We start from the raw sequence: 14,641 nt of genomic DNA on the forward strand, positions 1-14,641 counted from the left end.
GCTGACCGTGCTGATGCCCGCTGCACCTCCCGGGCGATGTGCTTCAGCGGGGGGGGTGGGGTCAGTCGGGGGGGGGGCGACGCCTCGTCCGGTGGTCGCCTCGGCGAGGCGGTGGCTGTCGCCTTGGGTGACGACGACATGGGCGTGGTGCAGGAGCCGGTCGACGGTCGCGGTGGCGAGGGTCTTCGGCATGATCTCGTCGAATCCCGACGGATGAAGGTTGCTGCTGACCGTCAGACTGTGGCGCTCGTAGGCGGCATCGACCAGGCGGTAGAAGCCTTCGGCGGCGTCGGGCGAGACGGGAAGGAGCCCGATGTCGTCGATCTATGTCGATATCGGCATAGATCGACGAACTCGGATACATGGAACTCGACCGCAGGGGAGCCGAGTTGCTGTTCCAGGTTCTGACCGAGCGGGAGGGGGAGAACAGCGTGGCCATCGCCTTCAACGAGTCGTTCGCCAAAGCGCACATGTTCCGGCGAACGTGTGCGAGGCGGTGCCGAAAGTCGACGGGTTCAGGACGGAGATTTCGTGCTGCGGAGAACTGCGGTGGCTATCAGCGCTACCAGGTTGTCGGTCCAGCAGTCCGATTCCTTGGTGGCGATGTCGGCACCACAGCTTGCGCAGACGAGGTTGGGGCCGTCCTGGCCGTCGAGTCCGCAGCATCCGTTGCGACGGCTGGAGTTGGGGTGCAGATCGGTGCCCGGCACGTCGTCAGGGTGCAGGATGAACAGTGTGGCGTCGTAGCTGGTCGCGTAGGTGCCCTGCGCAATCCGCGGGTCGGCGATGCGGTGGTCGGACAGGTGATCGCTGGCCGGAGAAGCCTGTGCTTCCTGTAGATCGCCGGTGAGAGGGTGCTTGCAGTTCGCGCAGGTGAAGAGGGTCACCGGGACATTGTGCCGGTCAGACACCGCCAGCCTCGGAGAATTTCTCTGGGCTATGGGAGCCGGCCAGCGTCGACGTGGTCAGCGAGGTAGATCATGACGCCTTCGGGGTCCATGCCGAGGGCCGCAGCGACGAGCTTGGGATCGAGTGTGTTCACGAGGTTGGCGAGGCGGGTGCTTCGCAGGGTTCGGGGTGGGATGTCCGCGTACTCAGCAAAGTGCTCAGCCAAGTACAGATGAAGTGCTCAGCCCGTAGCTTCCTTTTCGGTGCCTCTCCGCGGGCAGTGTCCGCGCCATGGGGTTTACTCCTTGCCGTGGACAGCGCTGCTCATCTCGCCGTGATCGAAGAACTCTTGACCAGGCCGCTGCCGGGCGAGGGGACCGCCCAGGAGAGTGGACAAGGAGCCCCGGGTTACCAGCTGGTCGATCTCGCAGCTGGCGATCGTGAACCTGCTGAGCTGAACGCGGTCGTGACCGCGCTGAGGTCGCGATTCGGGCCGCCCAAGACCGTGGCCTTGGACGGGTTCATGGATCCGTCGCTCCGGCGTCTGCCGGGTCCACCGCTGGCCGATGTTCTCGCGGGCCAGGCCATCGAAATGTATGGATGGAGCGTGGGGCAGAGGTGGCTTGGGGCCGGCGTGTTTAAAGGCGTCAGCGACGCTGTCCCAGGTCTGACCGCCGTGGTGAGCGCCGTGGCAGCTCCAACCCCTGCGGGTCGGGCGGGACCTGCCGCGTTGTCGTGGGCTGAGGAACTGGCCGCACTCACCGGTTGGCGAGGGCCCCGGCGGCTGGTCGACTGGGAGTCGGTGGAACGGAAGCTGGGCCTTCGCCTTCCCCAGGACTACAAGCTGCTGGCCGAGACCTTCGGTGCGGGCGCCTTCGACGACAGCCTCGAACTCTGCGCGCCGGGCTCAAAGTGCTTGAACCTCGACCTGATCATGACCGACCCCGCCGAGTTCGCCGGCCCCGCCCCCTTCAGCATTCCTGCGATCGGGCTCCTCCAATGGGCCATGACCTCGGCCGAGCACTCGTTCTGCTGGCTGGTGGAGGATCCGGACCCGAACGCGTGGCCGGTCTTCGCTCGCAGCGACAAGTGGGATCCCTGGGAGCGGTTCGACTGCTCCTCGGCGGAGCTCGTCCACCGGATGCTGACCGATCCGCAGCATCGCTACTCCCTCGCGCGACACTTCGACACCCACTGGTTCACCTCCGCCGAACAAGCCGAGGAGGCTTTCTGGGACGGCTTCCATCCACACTGGTGAAACAGCTTCCGGCATACGAGGTCTCAGCCGTCAGGCCGCGTCGGCGTCCCTTTCGATGGCAGCGAGTCGGTTCTTCAGCCGGTAGCTGGGGCCGTTGATGGAGATCACGTCGCAATGGTGGAGGAGCCGGTCGAGGATGGCGGTGGCGAGGACCTCGTCGCCGAAGACCTGGCCCCACTCGCTGAAGGTCTTGTTCGAGGTCAGGATGATCGAGCCCTTCTCGTAGCGCTTGGAGATCACCTGGAAGACCAGGTTCGCCTCGGCGCGCTCCAGGGGTTCGTAGCCGACTTCGTCGACCACGAGAACGCCGGGACGCAGGTAGGTACGGAGTTTGCTGGCCATCCGGCCGTTGGCCTCGGCGGTCTTCAGGTGGCGGACCATGTCGTCCAGGGTGGTGAAGTAGATCGAGAACCCGGCCCGGCAGGCGGCGACCGCGAGAGCGACGGCGATGTGGGTCTTGCCGACCCAGGGCGGCCCGAGCAGGGCGGCGTTGGCTTTGGCCTCGATGAAGGACAGGGTGGCCAGGTCCTTGACCTTGCGCGGGTCCAGTTCGGGCTGGAAGGAGAAGTCGTAGTCGTCGAGCGTTTTGTGGTGCGGCAGTTTCGACAGCCGCAGGCCCTGGCGGAAGCGCCGGTCGTCGCGGACCGCGAGCTCTTCGGCCAGGACGAGGTCGAGGAAGTCGAGGTAGCCGAGCTTGCCCTCCTCCGCGCGCTGGGCGTACTGGTTCAGGCTCTCCGTCAGGTGGGGCAGGCCGAGCTTGGTGGCGGTGGTGCGGATGCGGTTTCCGGTCAGCTCGTCATAGACCGACAGCGGGCGGCGGCTGACCTCGACCCGCGTCGCTGCGGCCCGGTGCAGCAGGGCCTGCAACGGGCCGGCCTGGTCGCCGAGGAAGTCCTGATGCCGGGGCTGGGAGGGGACATCGCCCGTGGTGACGCGGCGGTTGTCGCCCTTGGGCAGGCCGTCCCAGTGCTTGGGGTCGACAACGCGCGCGCCGCGGCCGACCGCCCTCGGGTGGATGGCGAGCAGGGTCTGGCCGTTGGCATCGGGGACGGTGGTGTGCAGCACGATCTGGGACTTCGTGGCCCGGATCTCGATCAGTTGGCGGGGACGGATCCGGCGGGCCGGCACCGAGTAGAGGTTCGCGTCGAAGGCGACCAGGCAGTCCTTGCCGACAGGCCGAAGGTGCCGTTGAGAGACCACATACGGCCTTGACGGCAACGGCCGCAGAGCCGTGTGGTCGCGGACGGCGCGATGGCCGATGACCTCGCCGTGGGTGCCGTGGACGCGCGTCCGGCGCAACGGCGCCCAGGCCGTGAAAGCCGCATCCAGTTCCTCAATCGAGGAGAACGCCCGGCCGGCCAGGACGTGGTCGCGGACGATGGCGACCTGCCGCTCGACCCTGCCTGTGCCCTGCGGCCGGTAGGCGGCCAGCACGTCGATGTCGAAGTCATAGTGCCCGGCGAACGCCACCGCTTCCGGATGGAGCGGGACCGCCTCACCCGGGGCGACGTGTCGGCGGACGACCGTCTTGGTGCGGTCGTAGACGATCGTCATCGGCACTCCGCCGAAGTGCGCGAACGCCTGGCGGTGGCAGTCGAAGAACGTCGCCAGGTCCTGGCTGGTGGTGTAGCAGCAGAACGGATCGCGCGAGTAGGACAGCACCATGTGGAAGGAGTAGACCTTCGGGATCCCGAGGTGGGCGAGAATGCTGCCCTCATCACCCCAGTCGACCTGAGCTTGAGCACCGGGAACCACCTCGAACCGGCGGTGCAGCCCGGCCAGTTCACCAGGCGCAATACCCAGTTCCTCGGCGACACGGGGCCGCGCCTCCTGCAGATAGAGCTTCACCCGCTGGTAGTTGCCGGTGAAGCCGTACTCGGCGACCAACCGCTCGTGAACCACCGCTCCCTTGATCAGGATCTCGGAGCGCAACATCGCGTCGATCAACGGCGCAACCTCGTCCACCACCCGCTTGCGGGCCTGTCCGTTCGGCGCCCGGCGAGGCGGTGCGATCGGAGCCTGCGCGGCAAGGTACTTGCGAACAGTGCGGCGGTTGAGCCCGGTCTCCTTCGAGATCTCCGACAGGCTCATCACCCCGGACTCGTGCAGCGCACGGAAGCGTCGGAGTTCCAGCCAACGATGCGGATCCAAGGCCACTTCAGCCGCCCTCCGTCCACGAACCGGACAGCAGCAGAGTGCCGGGCGCCGCCCCTCAACACCTCAGGAACTGGGCACATTCACCCGTACGTGGCTGAGCACCTTCACCTGTACGCCGACACCTGCTCATCCAGCGAGTCCTGGACATCCCGCCGAAGCGGTTCGACAAGAGGACTGTCATGTTCCTGACCGGACCGGAGGTCGATGCGCTGCTGGCGGCGCCGGATCCGAAACGTTGGGAGGGACGACGGGACAAGACCATGCTCGCGCTGGCCGTCCAGACCGGCCTGCGCGTCTCCGAACTCACTGGCCTGAACTGCGACGACATCAGCTTCGGCGATGGTGCCTCGGTCCGCTGCGAGGGCAAGGGGCGCAAGCAGCGCACCGTCCCCCTCGACCGCCCCGTCCAGAACCTGCTGCGATCCTGGCTGAACGAACGCGCTGGACGACGCGGCGACCCCTTGTTCTGCACCCGCACCGGACGACGCCTCAGCCGCGATGCCGTCGCCCAACGCCTGAACATCCACGCTAAGACCGCCGGGCAAGCCTGCCCGTCCCTGCTCGACAAGAGCATCCACCCGCACGTCCTGCGACACAGCTGCGCGATGTCACTCCTGCAGGCCGGCGTCGACACCACGGTCATCGCGCTCTGGCTCGGCCACGCTGGCGTCCGATCCACCGATGCCTACGTTCACGCCGACATGACCATCAAGGAGAAAGCACTGGCGCTCGCCGCCCCGGTCAGCGCGAAGCCGGGCCGCTACCGCCCTGGCGACAAGATCCTCGCGTTCCTCGACGGCCTGTGACTATGCCGAAGTGCCTTCTCAGCGCGCCATCGCGAGATCCAACTGCCGAGCCTGCTCTCGAACCCGGACCGCCCAACCGGCACTGGAACCAGCCTTTGCCCGAGCCACCTGGACATCGTGCAGGCCCACCTGGGCAGAACCAGGCTGGCCTGGCCAGCGCACTTCGGCACCCGCCCGTTCGGCCAACACCAACATCGTCGCGATGAACCCGTCAGACAGCGCCTCCAGAACGGCATGATTCGAGCCGTCCCGCCAGGCGAGCAGGACGCCGACGAACGCTGCCAGAGAATCCGGAGCCACTTCGGCCTCATCCTCTTCCATCGGGCCGATCCCCGACGGCAGCCCGAGCACCTCTGCAAAGACCGCCGTCTGACCCAGGAAGAGCGCCGACACACCGTTCGATGGATTCCACAGGGTCACGTCCCCCAGCGAGAAGTACTGGCTCATCAAACGCCTCTCCGCTGGTCCAGTTGCCGCACCGCGAGCAATCCTAGGACCCAGCCGGCATCAGATCGGCATAGTCGCGGGCTCGGCATAGGTCGACGATGATCAAGTCGGTGCGGGTGATCCGGGTGATCGCCTTGGAGACGGAGTCGTCGACGCGGTGGCGGCGGACCAGGGCTCCGAGGTCCTCGATGGTGAACCACGCGACCGTCATCCCGGCGTCGACAGCGGCCTGCCCGAGTGCCTCGGTGAAGTGGCTCTTGCCCGTGCCCGACGGGCCAACCACACAAAGGTTCTCGCGTCGTCCGACCCATTCCAGGGTCCGAAGTGCGGACTGGGTCGGGACGGGGATCGAGGAGGCTTCCTCGTTCCAGATGTGGAAGGTCTTGCCGGTGGGGAAGGCCGCGCGGGTTCGTCGGGTGCGGAGGTCGGCTGCGTCCCGGCCGTCGGCTTCCTCGGCCAGCAGGGCCCGCACGATTTCGGCGGGGTCCCAGCGTTGGGCCTTCGCGGTCGGGATGATCTCGGCCATCGCCCGGCGGATGTGGGGCAGTTTCAGGCGGCGGGTCAGCGAGATCGCCTCGTCGAAGGCGGCGCCCGAGGTCGCGGCGACCGCCGAGGCCGGGGCCTGCATTCTGTGCCGTGGCGCGGGGACGGTGAGGCTGTCGTTCATAGCGGTCTGCTCTTTCTGATCGCGGCCGACGGCGGTTCGATGCCGTCGGCCGGCTGTCGTTCTTGTTGTCCTGAGGGTCGGATAGGCTGCCCGGATGACTGACATGGACCCGTTGGTGCCCGTTCTCGCCGGGTTGGTCGTCGACACCGTCCGGTTCCTCGACGGCTGCGAGGACGACGAGGTCGATCCCGACGCCGCGGTGAAGATGACGGAGAGCGTGGCCGCAGTGCTGCAGCGGCTGTCGGAGGACCAACTCGACCGGTTCCTGCGGGCGCTCACGGATCTGGCCGAGGCCGAGCCGGACCCGCACCGGCGGGAGTTCCTGGAGTCGTTCCCCGGCGCCTGCGGTCTGGTCGACGACGAAGACTGAGTACCGGCCGGGTGCTGGCCGGGTCGGCTCAGTTCGACCCGAATCCGGACCAGGCGGAGGTGCCCGGCTGCAGGCTGTGGGTCTCGCTGCGGCGGATCGGCTCGATCCGGTTGTGCTCCCCCTGGTGGTGCAGGATCGACATCAGGTCGCTCTCGGCGAAGCGGCCCACCGTCGCGGCGGTGCCGAGCGCCCGGTCGACGTCGGCGGTGCCGTGCAGTTTGGCCAGGGCGACGGCGTCGGCCGTCTTCGCCCGGATCCGGCGGGTGCCGGCGGCCGCGGCCTCGATGAGCCAGGCCGCTGCCCCCGGTCCGATGGCCAGGAACTGGGCCTCGACCGGGTTGGTCGGCTTCGGGACACGTTCGCCGCGCGGGGCGTCGGGGTAGTGCTCGTCGGCGATGCGCGGGTTGCCCGGGGTGGAGCGGGCATGCCGGGCGACCTCGGCCGCGCTGCCCGCGACCATGGCGGTGACGATCAGGTCGTCGCCGTGGAAGCGGACCCAGACACTCTCCTCGACGAGCTCGTGCGGGACCGAGTAGCGCACCGAGTTGACCGAGATCGTCGAGTCCTTGCCGACCCGGCGGCTCTCGCCGAACGCGGCGGTGAACGGCTGCTCGGGCACCGGGTGCAGCCGCAGACGTTCCTCGGCCAGCAGCTCGGCGGGGATCCGGCGGGTCTCGCGGTGGACGCGGCTGTTCACCTCTGCCATGAAGGCCTCGCAGGCTTCCTGCAGCGCGGCGAAGTCGGTGTACTCGGTCCGCAGGTTCACCTGCGTGGGCACCAGGTCCCGCTTGGCGATCCGGACCGTCGACTCGGTCCCGCCCTTGGAGGCCGGGTCGGCCGGCATGCAGGTCCGCACGACGGTGCCGTATTCTCTGAACTTCCTGAAGCTCAACAGTCCGCCCGGCGACCCTGGCCGTCGACATGTCGGTGGGCCCTGACAGCATCACGGTCATGACCGACATTGATGACCTCGTGCAACGCGTTGCCATCCGAGCCGAATCCGACAGCGAGAACCTTCCGGCGCCTGTTACTGAGGTTTTCAGGGTGGGGTCGGTGGGGTGAGCGACAGTCCGGTGCCCGTGAGGCAGCCGTCGATGAGGGCGGGCCGGAGTTGGATGTGCCGTAGGCCTCGGCGGAGGGTGCGGGTGAGGTGGTCGGGGTCGGTGAAGGCGGTGTTCGCCATCGGGCCGCGTCGCAGGAGTGACCAGATACCCTCGGCCGGGTTGAGGTCCGGTGCGTACGAGGGCAGTTGGAAGACGGTGAGCCAGTCGTTCTCGGCGGCATAGCGCTTCATGCCGGCGGTCAGGTGCGTGTTCAGGTTGTCCCAGACCAGGACGATGGGGCCGCCGAGCTGGATGTGTGCCCGGACGGCGAGGTCGCGGTAGTCGGTCCAGGCGAAGCTCTTGCGGGCGCCCTTGAGCGGAAGGTGGAAGCGGGGCCGGTAGATCATCCGGCTCTGCTCGCCGGGCTTGTAGCAGCACAGCGCGGCCACCGAGATCCGGCGGCGGGAGCGGCCCCGGACGCGGACCACGGGCGTGTGCCCGCGCCGGCCCCAGGTACGTGCGCGCGGCGGCGTCATCGCGAATCCGGCCTCGTCCTCGAAGACGACCCAGGCCCCGAGCGCCGCCGCGGTGCTTTTACCCGCGGCCACACTCCCCCGCAAGCGGGGGTACCCCCACCTGCTTCCACAGCTCCACCGCGCGCTCGTCCCGTTCGAGTGCCCGGCGGGCCGGGTCCTGCCAGGACCAGCCGTGCCGCTTCAGCAACCGCCACACCGTCGCGATGGACAGCCGCATCCGAAACCGGCGTCCGATCACCGCCTGGACCCGGACCAAGGTCCACCGCTGATCCTCGAACCCGTGAGCGGCCGGCCCCTTGCCCAACTCCTTCTCCAGCGCGGCGAACTGCTCCGCCGACAGCTTCGGCACGCTCGCCGGACCCGCCGAACGCAGCGCCTGGATGCCGCCCTCGCGCCAGGCGCGCCGCCAGCGCTCCACCGACCGCTCGCTGACCCGCAGATCCCGGGCGATCGCCGCGGTCTTCTCGCCCATCTCGAACCGGGCACTGGCCTCAAGCCGCACCTGTTCACGAAACGCCCGCCGCTCAGCGGTCAGGCCCCCACCCTGCGCGTACCGCATACCACCGGCATACCGCAGGGATCACTACCTGTCACCACCGACAACAGAACGAAAACCTCAGTAACTGCAAGCCTTCGCCGACAAGCTGATCCGACGCCGTTCGAGGTCGACAGCGAGGATCCGCACGGAGATCTCCCGGCCTTCGTGAACGGACTGCTCGGTATCGCCTGCAAGTGCGTCGGGAAGCTCAGCGCGAAGAATGAGACCCTCGACGCAGTGGGCGATGCGGACGAATGTTCCGATCGGCACGGTCTTGGTGACGCGTCCGTTGACGACTTGGCCAATGCGGTCGGCGAAGGCGGGCAGCAGGTCCTCGTGGTGGGCCCACGTGGCGAGCGTGACCCCGACCTGGTGGTTGTGATCGGCATGCCACACGACTTCCCCGGTAACACGCTGGCCGACCGCAGGCAGGCCAAGGCATCTGGGCATGGCGGTGACCCTGGCGAGGCCAAGGGCCTCGGGCTGGCCGTCGATTGCGAGGAACACGCCGAAGGGCTGCCGCCCGACGACCTCGCCTGTGATCCGGGTGCCGATGGGCAGGGCTCGGACGGTTTCGGTCCAGGCTGCGCGGGCGGTGGCTGCTCGGTCCTGGTAGTTCTCCCAAGGCCAGGAGTATTCACTCATGTGCTGATCATGGCAGTCGGGAGTCGTGTCCGTGCTGGTTCGAGCGCCAGCGGTCGGCGAACAGGCAGTCTGCGGGTCGGAGCAAGCCGCCGGAGCCCGTTCCGGGCCCTCGTCCGATCGCGTCCTCCCCGGGAGCGCGGAGGTCAGCCCACGGCAGCGGTGGCGGTCACTGGGGGCTCCTCATCCTCCCTGCGCAAGCGGGGGTCAGCCGGACACCAACGCAATCCTGCGCACTCAGTACACGTCCTCCCCGCGCAGGCCGGGGTCAGCCGAAGTGCACCGCCGATGGCAGGTCCGTGCCGACCGTCGATCTTGCGGAGCCGGTCGGCAACGGAAGTCGAGCGCGGCGTCACCGACGTCTGCCCCGATGGGCGCTGCTCCTTGACACCTCAACAGGCCAGCCCGGATCGTGTCGCTCGACAAGTGGTCAAGAAATGGCAAAGCCGCCAGAACAGTGCAGGTCGCAAAGGGGTCCTCCCCGCGAGCGCGGGGGTCAGCCGTCGATCTACGACGAGGTCAAGGTGATGACGGGGTCCTCCCCGCGAGCGCGGGGGTCAGCCGGTGGTCGGAGGATCGACGATTCTGCGGTGGTCGTCCTCCCTGCGAGCGCGGGGGTCAGCCGCAGGCGACGGAGGGTGCCGCGGAGGCCAACGGGTCCTCTCCGCACCCGTGGGGGTCAGTCGTCACCCGCACTGGCTTCGAGGCCTTCGGAGACCTGCGGGCGGGGCGCTTTATGGGAAGCGGGGGTGCTGGAAGGTGCGTGAAGTGTACAGTTCTGTCATGAATGACACTCTGCCGATCACCGAGGCCAGGGCGAAGTTCGGGACCCTGGTCCGCCGGGCCTCCCACGGCCGGGAACGCATCACCATCACCGACCACGGCCAGCCCGCCGCCGTCCTCATCAACCCCCAGGAACTCGCCGACCTGGAGGACGCCCTCGCCCTCGCCCAGTACCGGGCCCGCCAGGCCGCCGGCACCATCAGCACCACCCCCCACCGCGACGTCCGCTCCCAGCTCGGCCTGGAACAGGAGTGACCTACGAGATCGTCTGGGACAAGCCCGCCATCAACGCGGCCGCCCGGTTCCTGAAGGACGACGACACAGGCCTGCGCCTGGTGATGGACGCCGTCGACCTCCTCGCCGCCGACCCCAGACCCACGGGATCCACCCCGTACGGATCCCCCGACCTGCGCCGCATGCACGTCAGCTCCTACCGCGTCATGTACGAGATCACCGAACACACGATCACCATCGTCGTCCTCCACCTCGGCCGCCTCGCCTGACCAGCAGCAACCACCAAACCCCCGACACCACCGGCCACCCACCAACCACGCCAACTGGATGCGGCCGACGGTCCCGCTCCCGCGCAGGCGGGGGTCAGCCGGACGTCGGCCTGGTGGGACTCCGGTCGGCTTTCTCGGGCATGGGCAAGCCGGCCATGGCGAGGGCCGCCTGATCGATGAGGCCGACGTGCTGCCGTCTGAGCGGGGGCCATACCTCGTCGCGGCTGGGAACCCGCCGCCCCTTCTCCACGACCGATCGCGAAAACACGACACGGCCTCGCCGACGTCTGCCACGATGAGCGCTGCTCCTTGACACTTCAACAGGCCAGCCCGCAGTGTGCCGTTCGACAAGTGGTCAAGAAATAGCAAAGCCACCAGAACATTGCAGGTCGCGAAGAGTCCTCCCCGCAGGGCGCGGGGGTCAGCCGTCGCCGACGTATCCGCCCTTGCCCACGTTCGTGTCCTCCCCGCCTGTGCGGGGAGGACAGCCGTCGCCGATCAGACGCCACGACATGAAGAAGTAGTTTCGGCCTTTTTCGAAGGGATGGACAGTGTCTGTTGAACAGGGGTCCCAAGCCGTCCATGCTGCCGTCGGGCTGCTGATCGAGAAGCTTGAGCAGCACGCGGCTGTCATGGCGGACAGCGATCCGGAGCCTCTGGATGCCGTGACGGCGGAGGATGCCGTGCGAGCGGCGGCGGTGGCCTACGCCGAGACCGTCATGGGGCACAACGGCTGGGGGCACCCTTTCAACCTCCAGTTCGCCGATGCGCTGGAGGACGAGGAGGGCAACGACCAGGATGACCATGACGTCGACGAGGAGCCAGACGTCCCGGACGGAGAGGTGTCGCGACTCAGCGTGCAGGGCCGTTGGGATTTCTATGTCGAGGATGGCAGGGCGTGGTCGGAGTTCGTGGCGGAGCGGTTGGGTGAGCTGGGTGTGAGTGACTGCACACCGGACTTGACCGATCCGGGCCATGCCCTCCAGGTGCTCATGCTCCACGACGACTACACCGAGCGGTTCACCATCCACGGGCTTCGCGATGGGGGAGTCGAAGTGTTCGCTGGAGAAGTCGAACGGACACTGCAGGAAGAGAGCTGACAAACCGATGACCCTGCAGGCCGACCCGCCGGATACTCGGCGGGTCGGCCTGCAACGCGGTGGGTCGCCAGCAGGGAGGCCTCCCGCTCTGGCCGGAACGGCCCGAGAGCTCCGCGGCTGGGGGAGGCGTCGAGGGCGGCGGCCATCTCGACACGCAGCTCCGCCTGGATGCGGTGGGCGGCGGCGTCCGGGCCGACGATCAAGGGCCGACGGTCGCGCAGGCCTCCCCTGGCGGTGCCCAGGGTCCAGCCGTGGTCGGCGACCAAGGCGAGGAACAGCTCCGCGAGGAGCTCGGGTTCGCACGGGCCGCAGCGGGCGGCGGTGGCCGGCAGAACCGCGCGAGCGCTACGTGGGGCCGGGGTGGTGCTGTGGGTGCGGGCGGCACGCGGCGCGGTGCGGGCGAGATCGCGCCGACGGTCTGGGCCGGGGTCATCAGGCGTTCACCGCCTCACGAACTGCGGCGGTGGCGGCCGTGGTCAGGCGGAGCCGGCTGGCGCGCTCCGCAGCGCCCGTACGATCCAGGTGCTCGGGGAGCAGGGACCGGGCGGCGGCACGGGGCCTGGTCGGCGGCCGCCAGCGGCGTGCGGGCCAGCTGTGCGAGGGCGTCGGCGCGGTGGGTGTCGACGGTGTCCCGTGGGTCTGCAGGTCGGAGCCGAGGTGCCCCTGTGGCCGGCATCATCGTCGCGGGCAGCCCGGCCCGTCGGCGTGCGACGGTGTTGACGTCCTGGTGGTCGGCGAGGTCGGCGGCCCCGGTGAGGGCCAGGTCCACGCACTCACCCACCACGTCGGATGGAGCACGCGGGCAGGAGGCAGGACGTCGAGTCTGGCGGTCGGAGCTCGCGAGTAGGCCGGTGACCTGCGGCCTTCGGCCGCGAAGATGCCATGAGGTCGGAAATTTCTTACCCGGGTCCGACCGCGGTGAGTGTGGCACGGCTTCGGCCTGGCCCGAATAGGCCGACGCCCGTTGAGCGGGTATGAAGCCGGCCCGGCGACGGCGGGGCTCTCGGTCCGGCAGTACCTGATGGTTGTCGCCGTTCCGTCTTCCTCGCGGAAGCAGGGCCGGCAGTCCTCCCCGCAGGCGCGGGGGTCAGCCGCCGCCCACCGACGGGCAGTGCGAGCGGATCCTGTCTTTCCCGCACCCGCAGGGGGGCAGCCGGGGCCGTCCTTGAGGTAGAAATCCACCAACCAACTCGGGCGGCGGGACAGTCCTCGCCGACCGGTCAGCAGGGGGAGTCGATGGACAGTACGGACCTCGGGGCGCTCGGCCCCTACGACCAGTTCGACGGCCTGGCGCCGCTGCACGCCCGGGAGCGGGGCATGCCCCGGCTGCATCCCTACGGTCCGGTCGGCCCCGGCCGGGCTGTCACTCCGGGCGGAGGCCGACTCACTCTGGAGAGCGACGCCGTCCATCACCGGGTCACCCTTGACCATCTCGGGTGTGAGGCCCAGACCACCGAGGAGAAGAACGCCGCGTTCCGGCGGATCGCCCGCGGGGCCGAGGCCCATTGCCTGCTCGCCGGGTGCACGCACCCGGCCCGGCACGCCGACGACAACGTCTACCGCCTGTTCGAGGTCCCGCTCGGTGCGCTCGAGCCCACCGCCTTCGTACGGATGATCCTCGCCGTGGAGCTGGGTGACTTCGGGCCGGGCGAGAAGTTCGCCCGGGCCGCCGAGACCGTGATCAACAGCGACCGGTAGGCCCGGACGGAGCGGCCGCTCCGCGCCCGCAGGGGTCAGCCGGGGAGGGCAAACATCCCAACCGGCCACGGGAGGGTCTTCCCCGCGCCCGCGGGGGTTAGCCGCCGGTTGCCAATTACATGGGGGTTACCGTCTCGTCCTCCGCGCAGGCGCGGGGATCAGCCGGCGTGCAGTGGCCTTTCTCCGGGCCCGCCCTTTTGCCTGCGAAGCCTGGTCATCGCAGCCAGGGGAGCGTCTTGATGGACTCGATGTCACCTGCAGCGAGAAGGCCGAGGAGACGGAGGGTCTCAGCGCGGGTGACGTCACGCATCTCCCCGGGGCTCAGCGCGTCGTCGTCGGGGTTCTCCCAGATCAGCAGGCCGCTGTTGAACACGCTGAGGCACCATCCGCTCTCGTGCGACAGCGAGACGTCGGGGTGCTCGTCATCGGCATCGGCGAGACCGTCCAGCACTCGCTCCATCATCGCCGGATCAGGCTCGTCGACCGTCACACCCATGACGTCGTACATGAAGTAGCTCACTGACCAATTACCTCACACGCCGATCCATGGACACCGTCCACAGGCATGAACTGTCGCTGCTGCCTGTCACGATGAACCCAGTCCTTGACACCTCAGGTAGATCGGGCCGGATCAGCACGATCAGTAAGCCAGGCACGCAATGGCAAGGTCGTGAGAACGGTGCAGGTCGTTCACCACGGCGAGCTGGCCGCCACCGACGTCGTGCTCTACCGGGAAGCGGACGGGCTCCGGCTCCGGGTGGGCGAGGAAGTAGTCCGGCTCGACGGTTCCATCGACGTCCAGCACCATGTTGTCGGAGCTGATTGCGTCCTGACCGTGGGACAGAGCATCGAGCTGCGCTATCCGGCCCCGGCTGAGTGGTCCGGCCTGCAGGACGACTTGACGCCGTTCGTCGAAGCCGAGAACTTCGATCTCGGTCTCTTTGTGGCGAACGTGGCAGGCGATCCTGAACGGTCAGCACGGATCTACCGCTGAGCCATACGGTGAACACTGGGCTGGTGGCTCGGGCTCCCGCAGGCGCAGGGGTTAGCCCCAGTCCGGGGATCGCGGGGCACCGAGGGGTTGTCCTCCCCGCAGGCGCGGGGGCAGCCGACCGAGGAGCCCACGATGTCCACCAACCGACCGTCCTCCCCGCGAGCGCGGGGGTCAGCCGTCAATCTGGGCCTTCCCGGTCTGCCCGGCCGTT

14 protein-coding genes and 6 pseudogenes are annotated in these 14,641 nt (G+C 68.5%); 9 read left to right on the top strand and 11 right to left on the bottom strand.

Annotated elements, in window-relative coordinates:
- Window positions 1-72 precede the first annotated feature (72 nt).
- Window positions 73-324 (bottom strand): annotated as a pseudogene (locus ACFVFS_RS22310) (ATP-binding protein); the annotation flags it as partial.
- A 20-nt stretch (window positions 325-344) separates the two neighbouring features.
- Between ACFVFS_RS22310 and ACFVFS_RS22315 the strand changes: the two are divergent.
- Window positions 345-458 (top strand): annotated as a pseudogene (locus ACFVFS_RS22315) (ATP-binding protein); the annotation flags it as partial.
- 57 nt (window positions 459-515) lie between these two features.
- Here ACFVFS_RS22315 and ACFVFS_RS22320 read toward each other — a convergent pair.
- Window positions 516-887 carry a hypothetical protein gene (locus ACFVFS_RS22320; protein WP_380626354.1) on the bottom strand — a complete coding sequence of 124 codons (372 nt, stop codon included), beginning with the start codon at window positions 885-887 and terminating at the stop codon, window positions 516-518.
- A 311-nt stretch (window positions 888-1,198) separates the two neighbouring features.
- Here ACFVFS_RS22320 and ACFVFS_RS22325 point away from each other — a divergent pair, with 311 nt between their 5' ends.
- Window positions 1,199-2,146, top strand: a complete 948-nt coding sequence (locus ACFVFS_RS22325; RefSeq protein WP_380626355.1) for a hypothetical protein — start codon at window positions 1,199-1,201, stop codon at window positions 2,144-2,146.
- Window positions 2,147-2,176: 30 nt separating this feature from the next.
- Here the strand turns inward: ACFVFS_RS22325 and istB are convergent, their stop codons facing one another.
- Window positions 2,177-2,956 (bottom strand): IS21-like element helper ATPase IstB, encoded by a 780-nt coding sequence (istB, locus tag ACFVFS_RS22330; RefSeq protein WP_380626400.1) that lies wholly within the window; start codon window positions 2,954-2,956, stop codon window positions 2,177-2,179.
- Between the two features lie 225 nt (window positions 2,957-3,181).
- A pseudogene (istA, locus tag ACFVFS_RS22335) lies at window positions 3,182-4,237 on the bottom strand (IS21 family transposase); the annotation flags it as partial.
- Window positions 4,238-4,482: 245 nt separating this feature from the next.
- Here istA and ACFVFS_RS22340 point away from each other — a divergent pair.
- A complete protein-coding gene (locus tag ACFVFS_RS22340) occupies window positions 4,483-5,109 on the top strand; it encodes a tyrosine-type recombinase/integrase (protein ID WP_380626356.1) in 627 nt (208 codons plus the stop codon).
- Between the two features lie 18 nt (window positions 5,110-5,127).
- Here ACFVFS_RS22340 and ACFVFS_RS22345 read toward each other — a convergent pair whose 3' ends face one another.
- Both ACFVFS_RS22345 and ACFVFS_RS22350 read right to left on the bottom strand, forming a co-directional pair.
- Window positions 5,128-5,556, bottom strand: a complete 429-nt coding sequence (locus tag ACFVFS_RS22345; RefSeq protein ID WP_380626357.1) for a DUF6086 family protein — start codon at window positions 5,554-5,556, stop codon at window positions 5,128-5,130.
- A 91-nt stretch (window positions 5,557-5,647) separates the two neighbouring features.
- A pseudogene (locus ACFVFS_RS22350) lies at window positions 5,648-6,184 on the bottom strand (ATP-binding protein); the annotation flags it as partial.
- 133 nt (window positions 6,185-6,317) lie between these two features.
- Here ACFVFS_RS22350 and ACFVFS_RS22355 point away from each other — a divergent pair.
- Window positions 6,318-6,593: a hypothetical protein gene (locus ACFVFS_RS22355; RefSeq protein ID WP_380626358.1), complete on the top strand. Its 276-nt coding sequence runs from the start codon at window positions 6,318-6,320 to the stop codon at window positions 6,591-6,593.
- 28 nt (window positions 6,594-6,621) lie between these two features.
- Here ACFVFS_RS22355 and ACFVFS_RS22360 read toward each other — a convergent pair.
- From ACFVFS_RS22360 to ACFVFS_RS22375, 4 genes and pseudogenes are all read right to left on the bottom strand, one after another.
- Window positions 6,622-7,467, bottom strand: a pseudogene (locus ACFVFS_RS22360) (IS21 family transposase); the annotation flags it as partial.
- Between the two features lie 165 nt (window positions 7,468-7,632).
- Window positions 7,633-8,172, bottom strand: coding sequence for a transposase (locus ACFVFS_RS22365; protein ID WP_380626401.1), 540 nt, complete (start codon window positions 8,170-8,172; stop codon window positions 7,633-7,635).
- Window positions 8,169-8,731: pseudogene (locus ACFVFS_RS22370) on the bottom strand (winged helix-turn-helix domain-containing protein). Before ACFVFS_RS22370 ends, ACFVFS_RS22365 begins: the two are co-directional and overlap by 4 nt.
- Before the next feature lie 57 nt (window positions 8,732-8,788).
- Window positions 8,789-9,355, bottom strand: coding sequence for a S1 RNA-binding domain-containing protein (locus ACFVFS_RS22375; protein WP_380626359.1), 567 nt, complete (start codon window positions 9,353-9,355; stop codon window positions 8,789-8,791).
- A 780-nt stretch (window positions 9,356-10,135) separates the two neighbouring features.
- Between ACFVFS_RS22375 and ACFVFS_RS22380 the strand changes: the two genes are divergently transcribed.
- From ACFVFS_RS22380 to ACFVFS_RS22395, 4 genes are all read left to right on the top strand, one after another.
- On the top strand, window positions 10,136-10,390 hold the full coding sequence (locus ACFVFS_RS22380) for a type II toxin-antitoxin system Phd/YefM family antitoxin (RefSeq protein WP_380626360.1): 255 nt from the start codon (window positions 10,136-10,138) through the stop codon (window positions 10,388-10,390).
- A complete protein-coding gene (locus ACFVFS_RS22385; RefSeq protein ID WP_380626361.1) occupies window positions 10,387-10,638 on the top strand; it encodes a type II toxin-antitoxin system RelE/ParE family toxin in 252 nt (83 codons plus the stop codon). Before ACFVFS_RS22380 ends, ACFVFS_RS22385 begins: the two co-directional genes overlap by 4 nt.
- Before the next feature lie 551 nt (window positions 10,639-11,189).
- Window positions 11,190-11,738, top strand: coding sequence for a hypothetical protein (locus tag ACFVFS_RS22390; RefSeq protein WP_380626362.1), 549 nt, complete (start codon window positions 11,190-11,192; stop codon window positions 11,736-11,738).
- Between the two features lie 1,236 nt (window positions 11,739-12,974).
- Window positions 12,975-13,436, top strand: a complete 462-nt coding sequence (locus ACFVFS_RS22395; protein ID WP_380626363.1) for a DUF6420 family protein — start codon at window positions 12,975-12,977, stop codon at window positions 13,434-13,436.
- A 214-nt stretch (window positions 13,437-13,650) separates the two neighbouring features.
- On the opposite strand, the gene ACFVFS_RS22400 is transcribed toward ACFVFS_RS22395, so the two are convergent.
- Window positions 13,651-13,956 (bottom strand): hypothetical protein, encoded by a 306-nt coding sequence (locus tag ACFVFS_RS22400; protein WP_380626364.1) that lies wholly within the window; start codon window positions 13,954-13,956, stop codon window positions 13,651-13,653.
- Between the two features lie 159 nt (window positions 13,957-14,115).
- Between ACFVFS_RS22400 and ACFVFS_RS22405 the strand changes: the two genes are divergently transcribed.
- Window positions 14,116-14,430 carry a hypothetical protein gene (locus ACFVFS_RS22405; protein ID WP_380626365.1) on the top strand — a complete coding sequence of 105 codons (315 nt, stop codon included), beginning with the start codon at window positions 14,116-14,118 and terminating at the stop codon, window positions 14,428-14,430.
- Window positions 14,431-14,641 lie beyond the last annotated feature (211 nt).

Origin of the sequence: Kitasatospora sp. NPDC057692 (assembly GCF_042799475.1) — a bacterium.
In the GTDB taxonomy this organism is placed as follows: domain Bacteria; phylum Actinomycetota; class Actinomycetes; order Streptomycetales; family Streptomycetaceae; genus Kitasatospora.

What these genes read in the sequence shown, in the direction of transcription:
- ACFVFS_RS22340 (WP_380626356.1), top strand. Translation starts at nt 4,483, where the DNA reads ATGTTCCTGACCGGACCGGAGGTCGATGCGCTGCTGGCGGCGCCGGAT.
- ACFVFS_RS22345 (WP_380626357.1), bottom strand. Translation starts at nt 5,556, where the DNA reads ATGAGCCAGTACTTCTCGCTGGGGGACGTGACCCTGTGGAATCCATCG.
- ACFVFS_RS22365 (WP_380626401.1), bottom strand. Translation starts at nt 8,172, where the DNA reads ATGACGCCGCCGCGCGCACGTACCTGGGGCCGGCGCGGGCACACGCCC.
- ACFVFS_RS22380 (WP_380626360.1), top strand. Translation starts at nt 10,136, where the DNA reads ATGAATGACACTCTGCCGATCACCGAGGCCAGGGCGAAGTTCGGGACC.
- ACFVFS_RS22355 (WP_380626358.1), top strand. Translation starts at nt 6,318, where the DNA reads ATGACTGACATGGACCCGTTGGTGCCCGTTCTCGCCGGGTTGGTCGTC.
- ACFVFS_RS22395 (WP_380626363.1), top strand. Translation starts at nt 12,975, where the DNA reads ATGGACAGTACGGACCTCGGGGCGCTCGGCCCCTACGACCAGTTCGAC.
- ACFVFS_RS22375 (WP_380626359.1), bottom strand. Translation starts at nt 9,355, where the DNA reads ATGAGTGAATACTCCTGGCCTTGGGAGAACTACCAGGACCGAGCAGCC.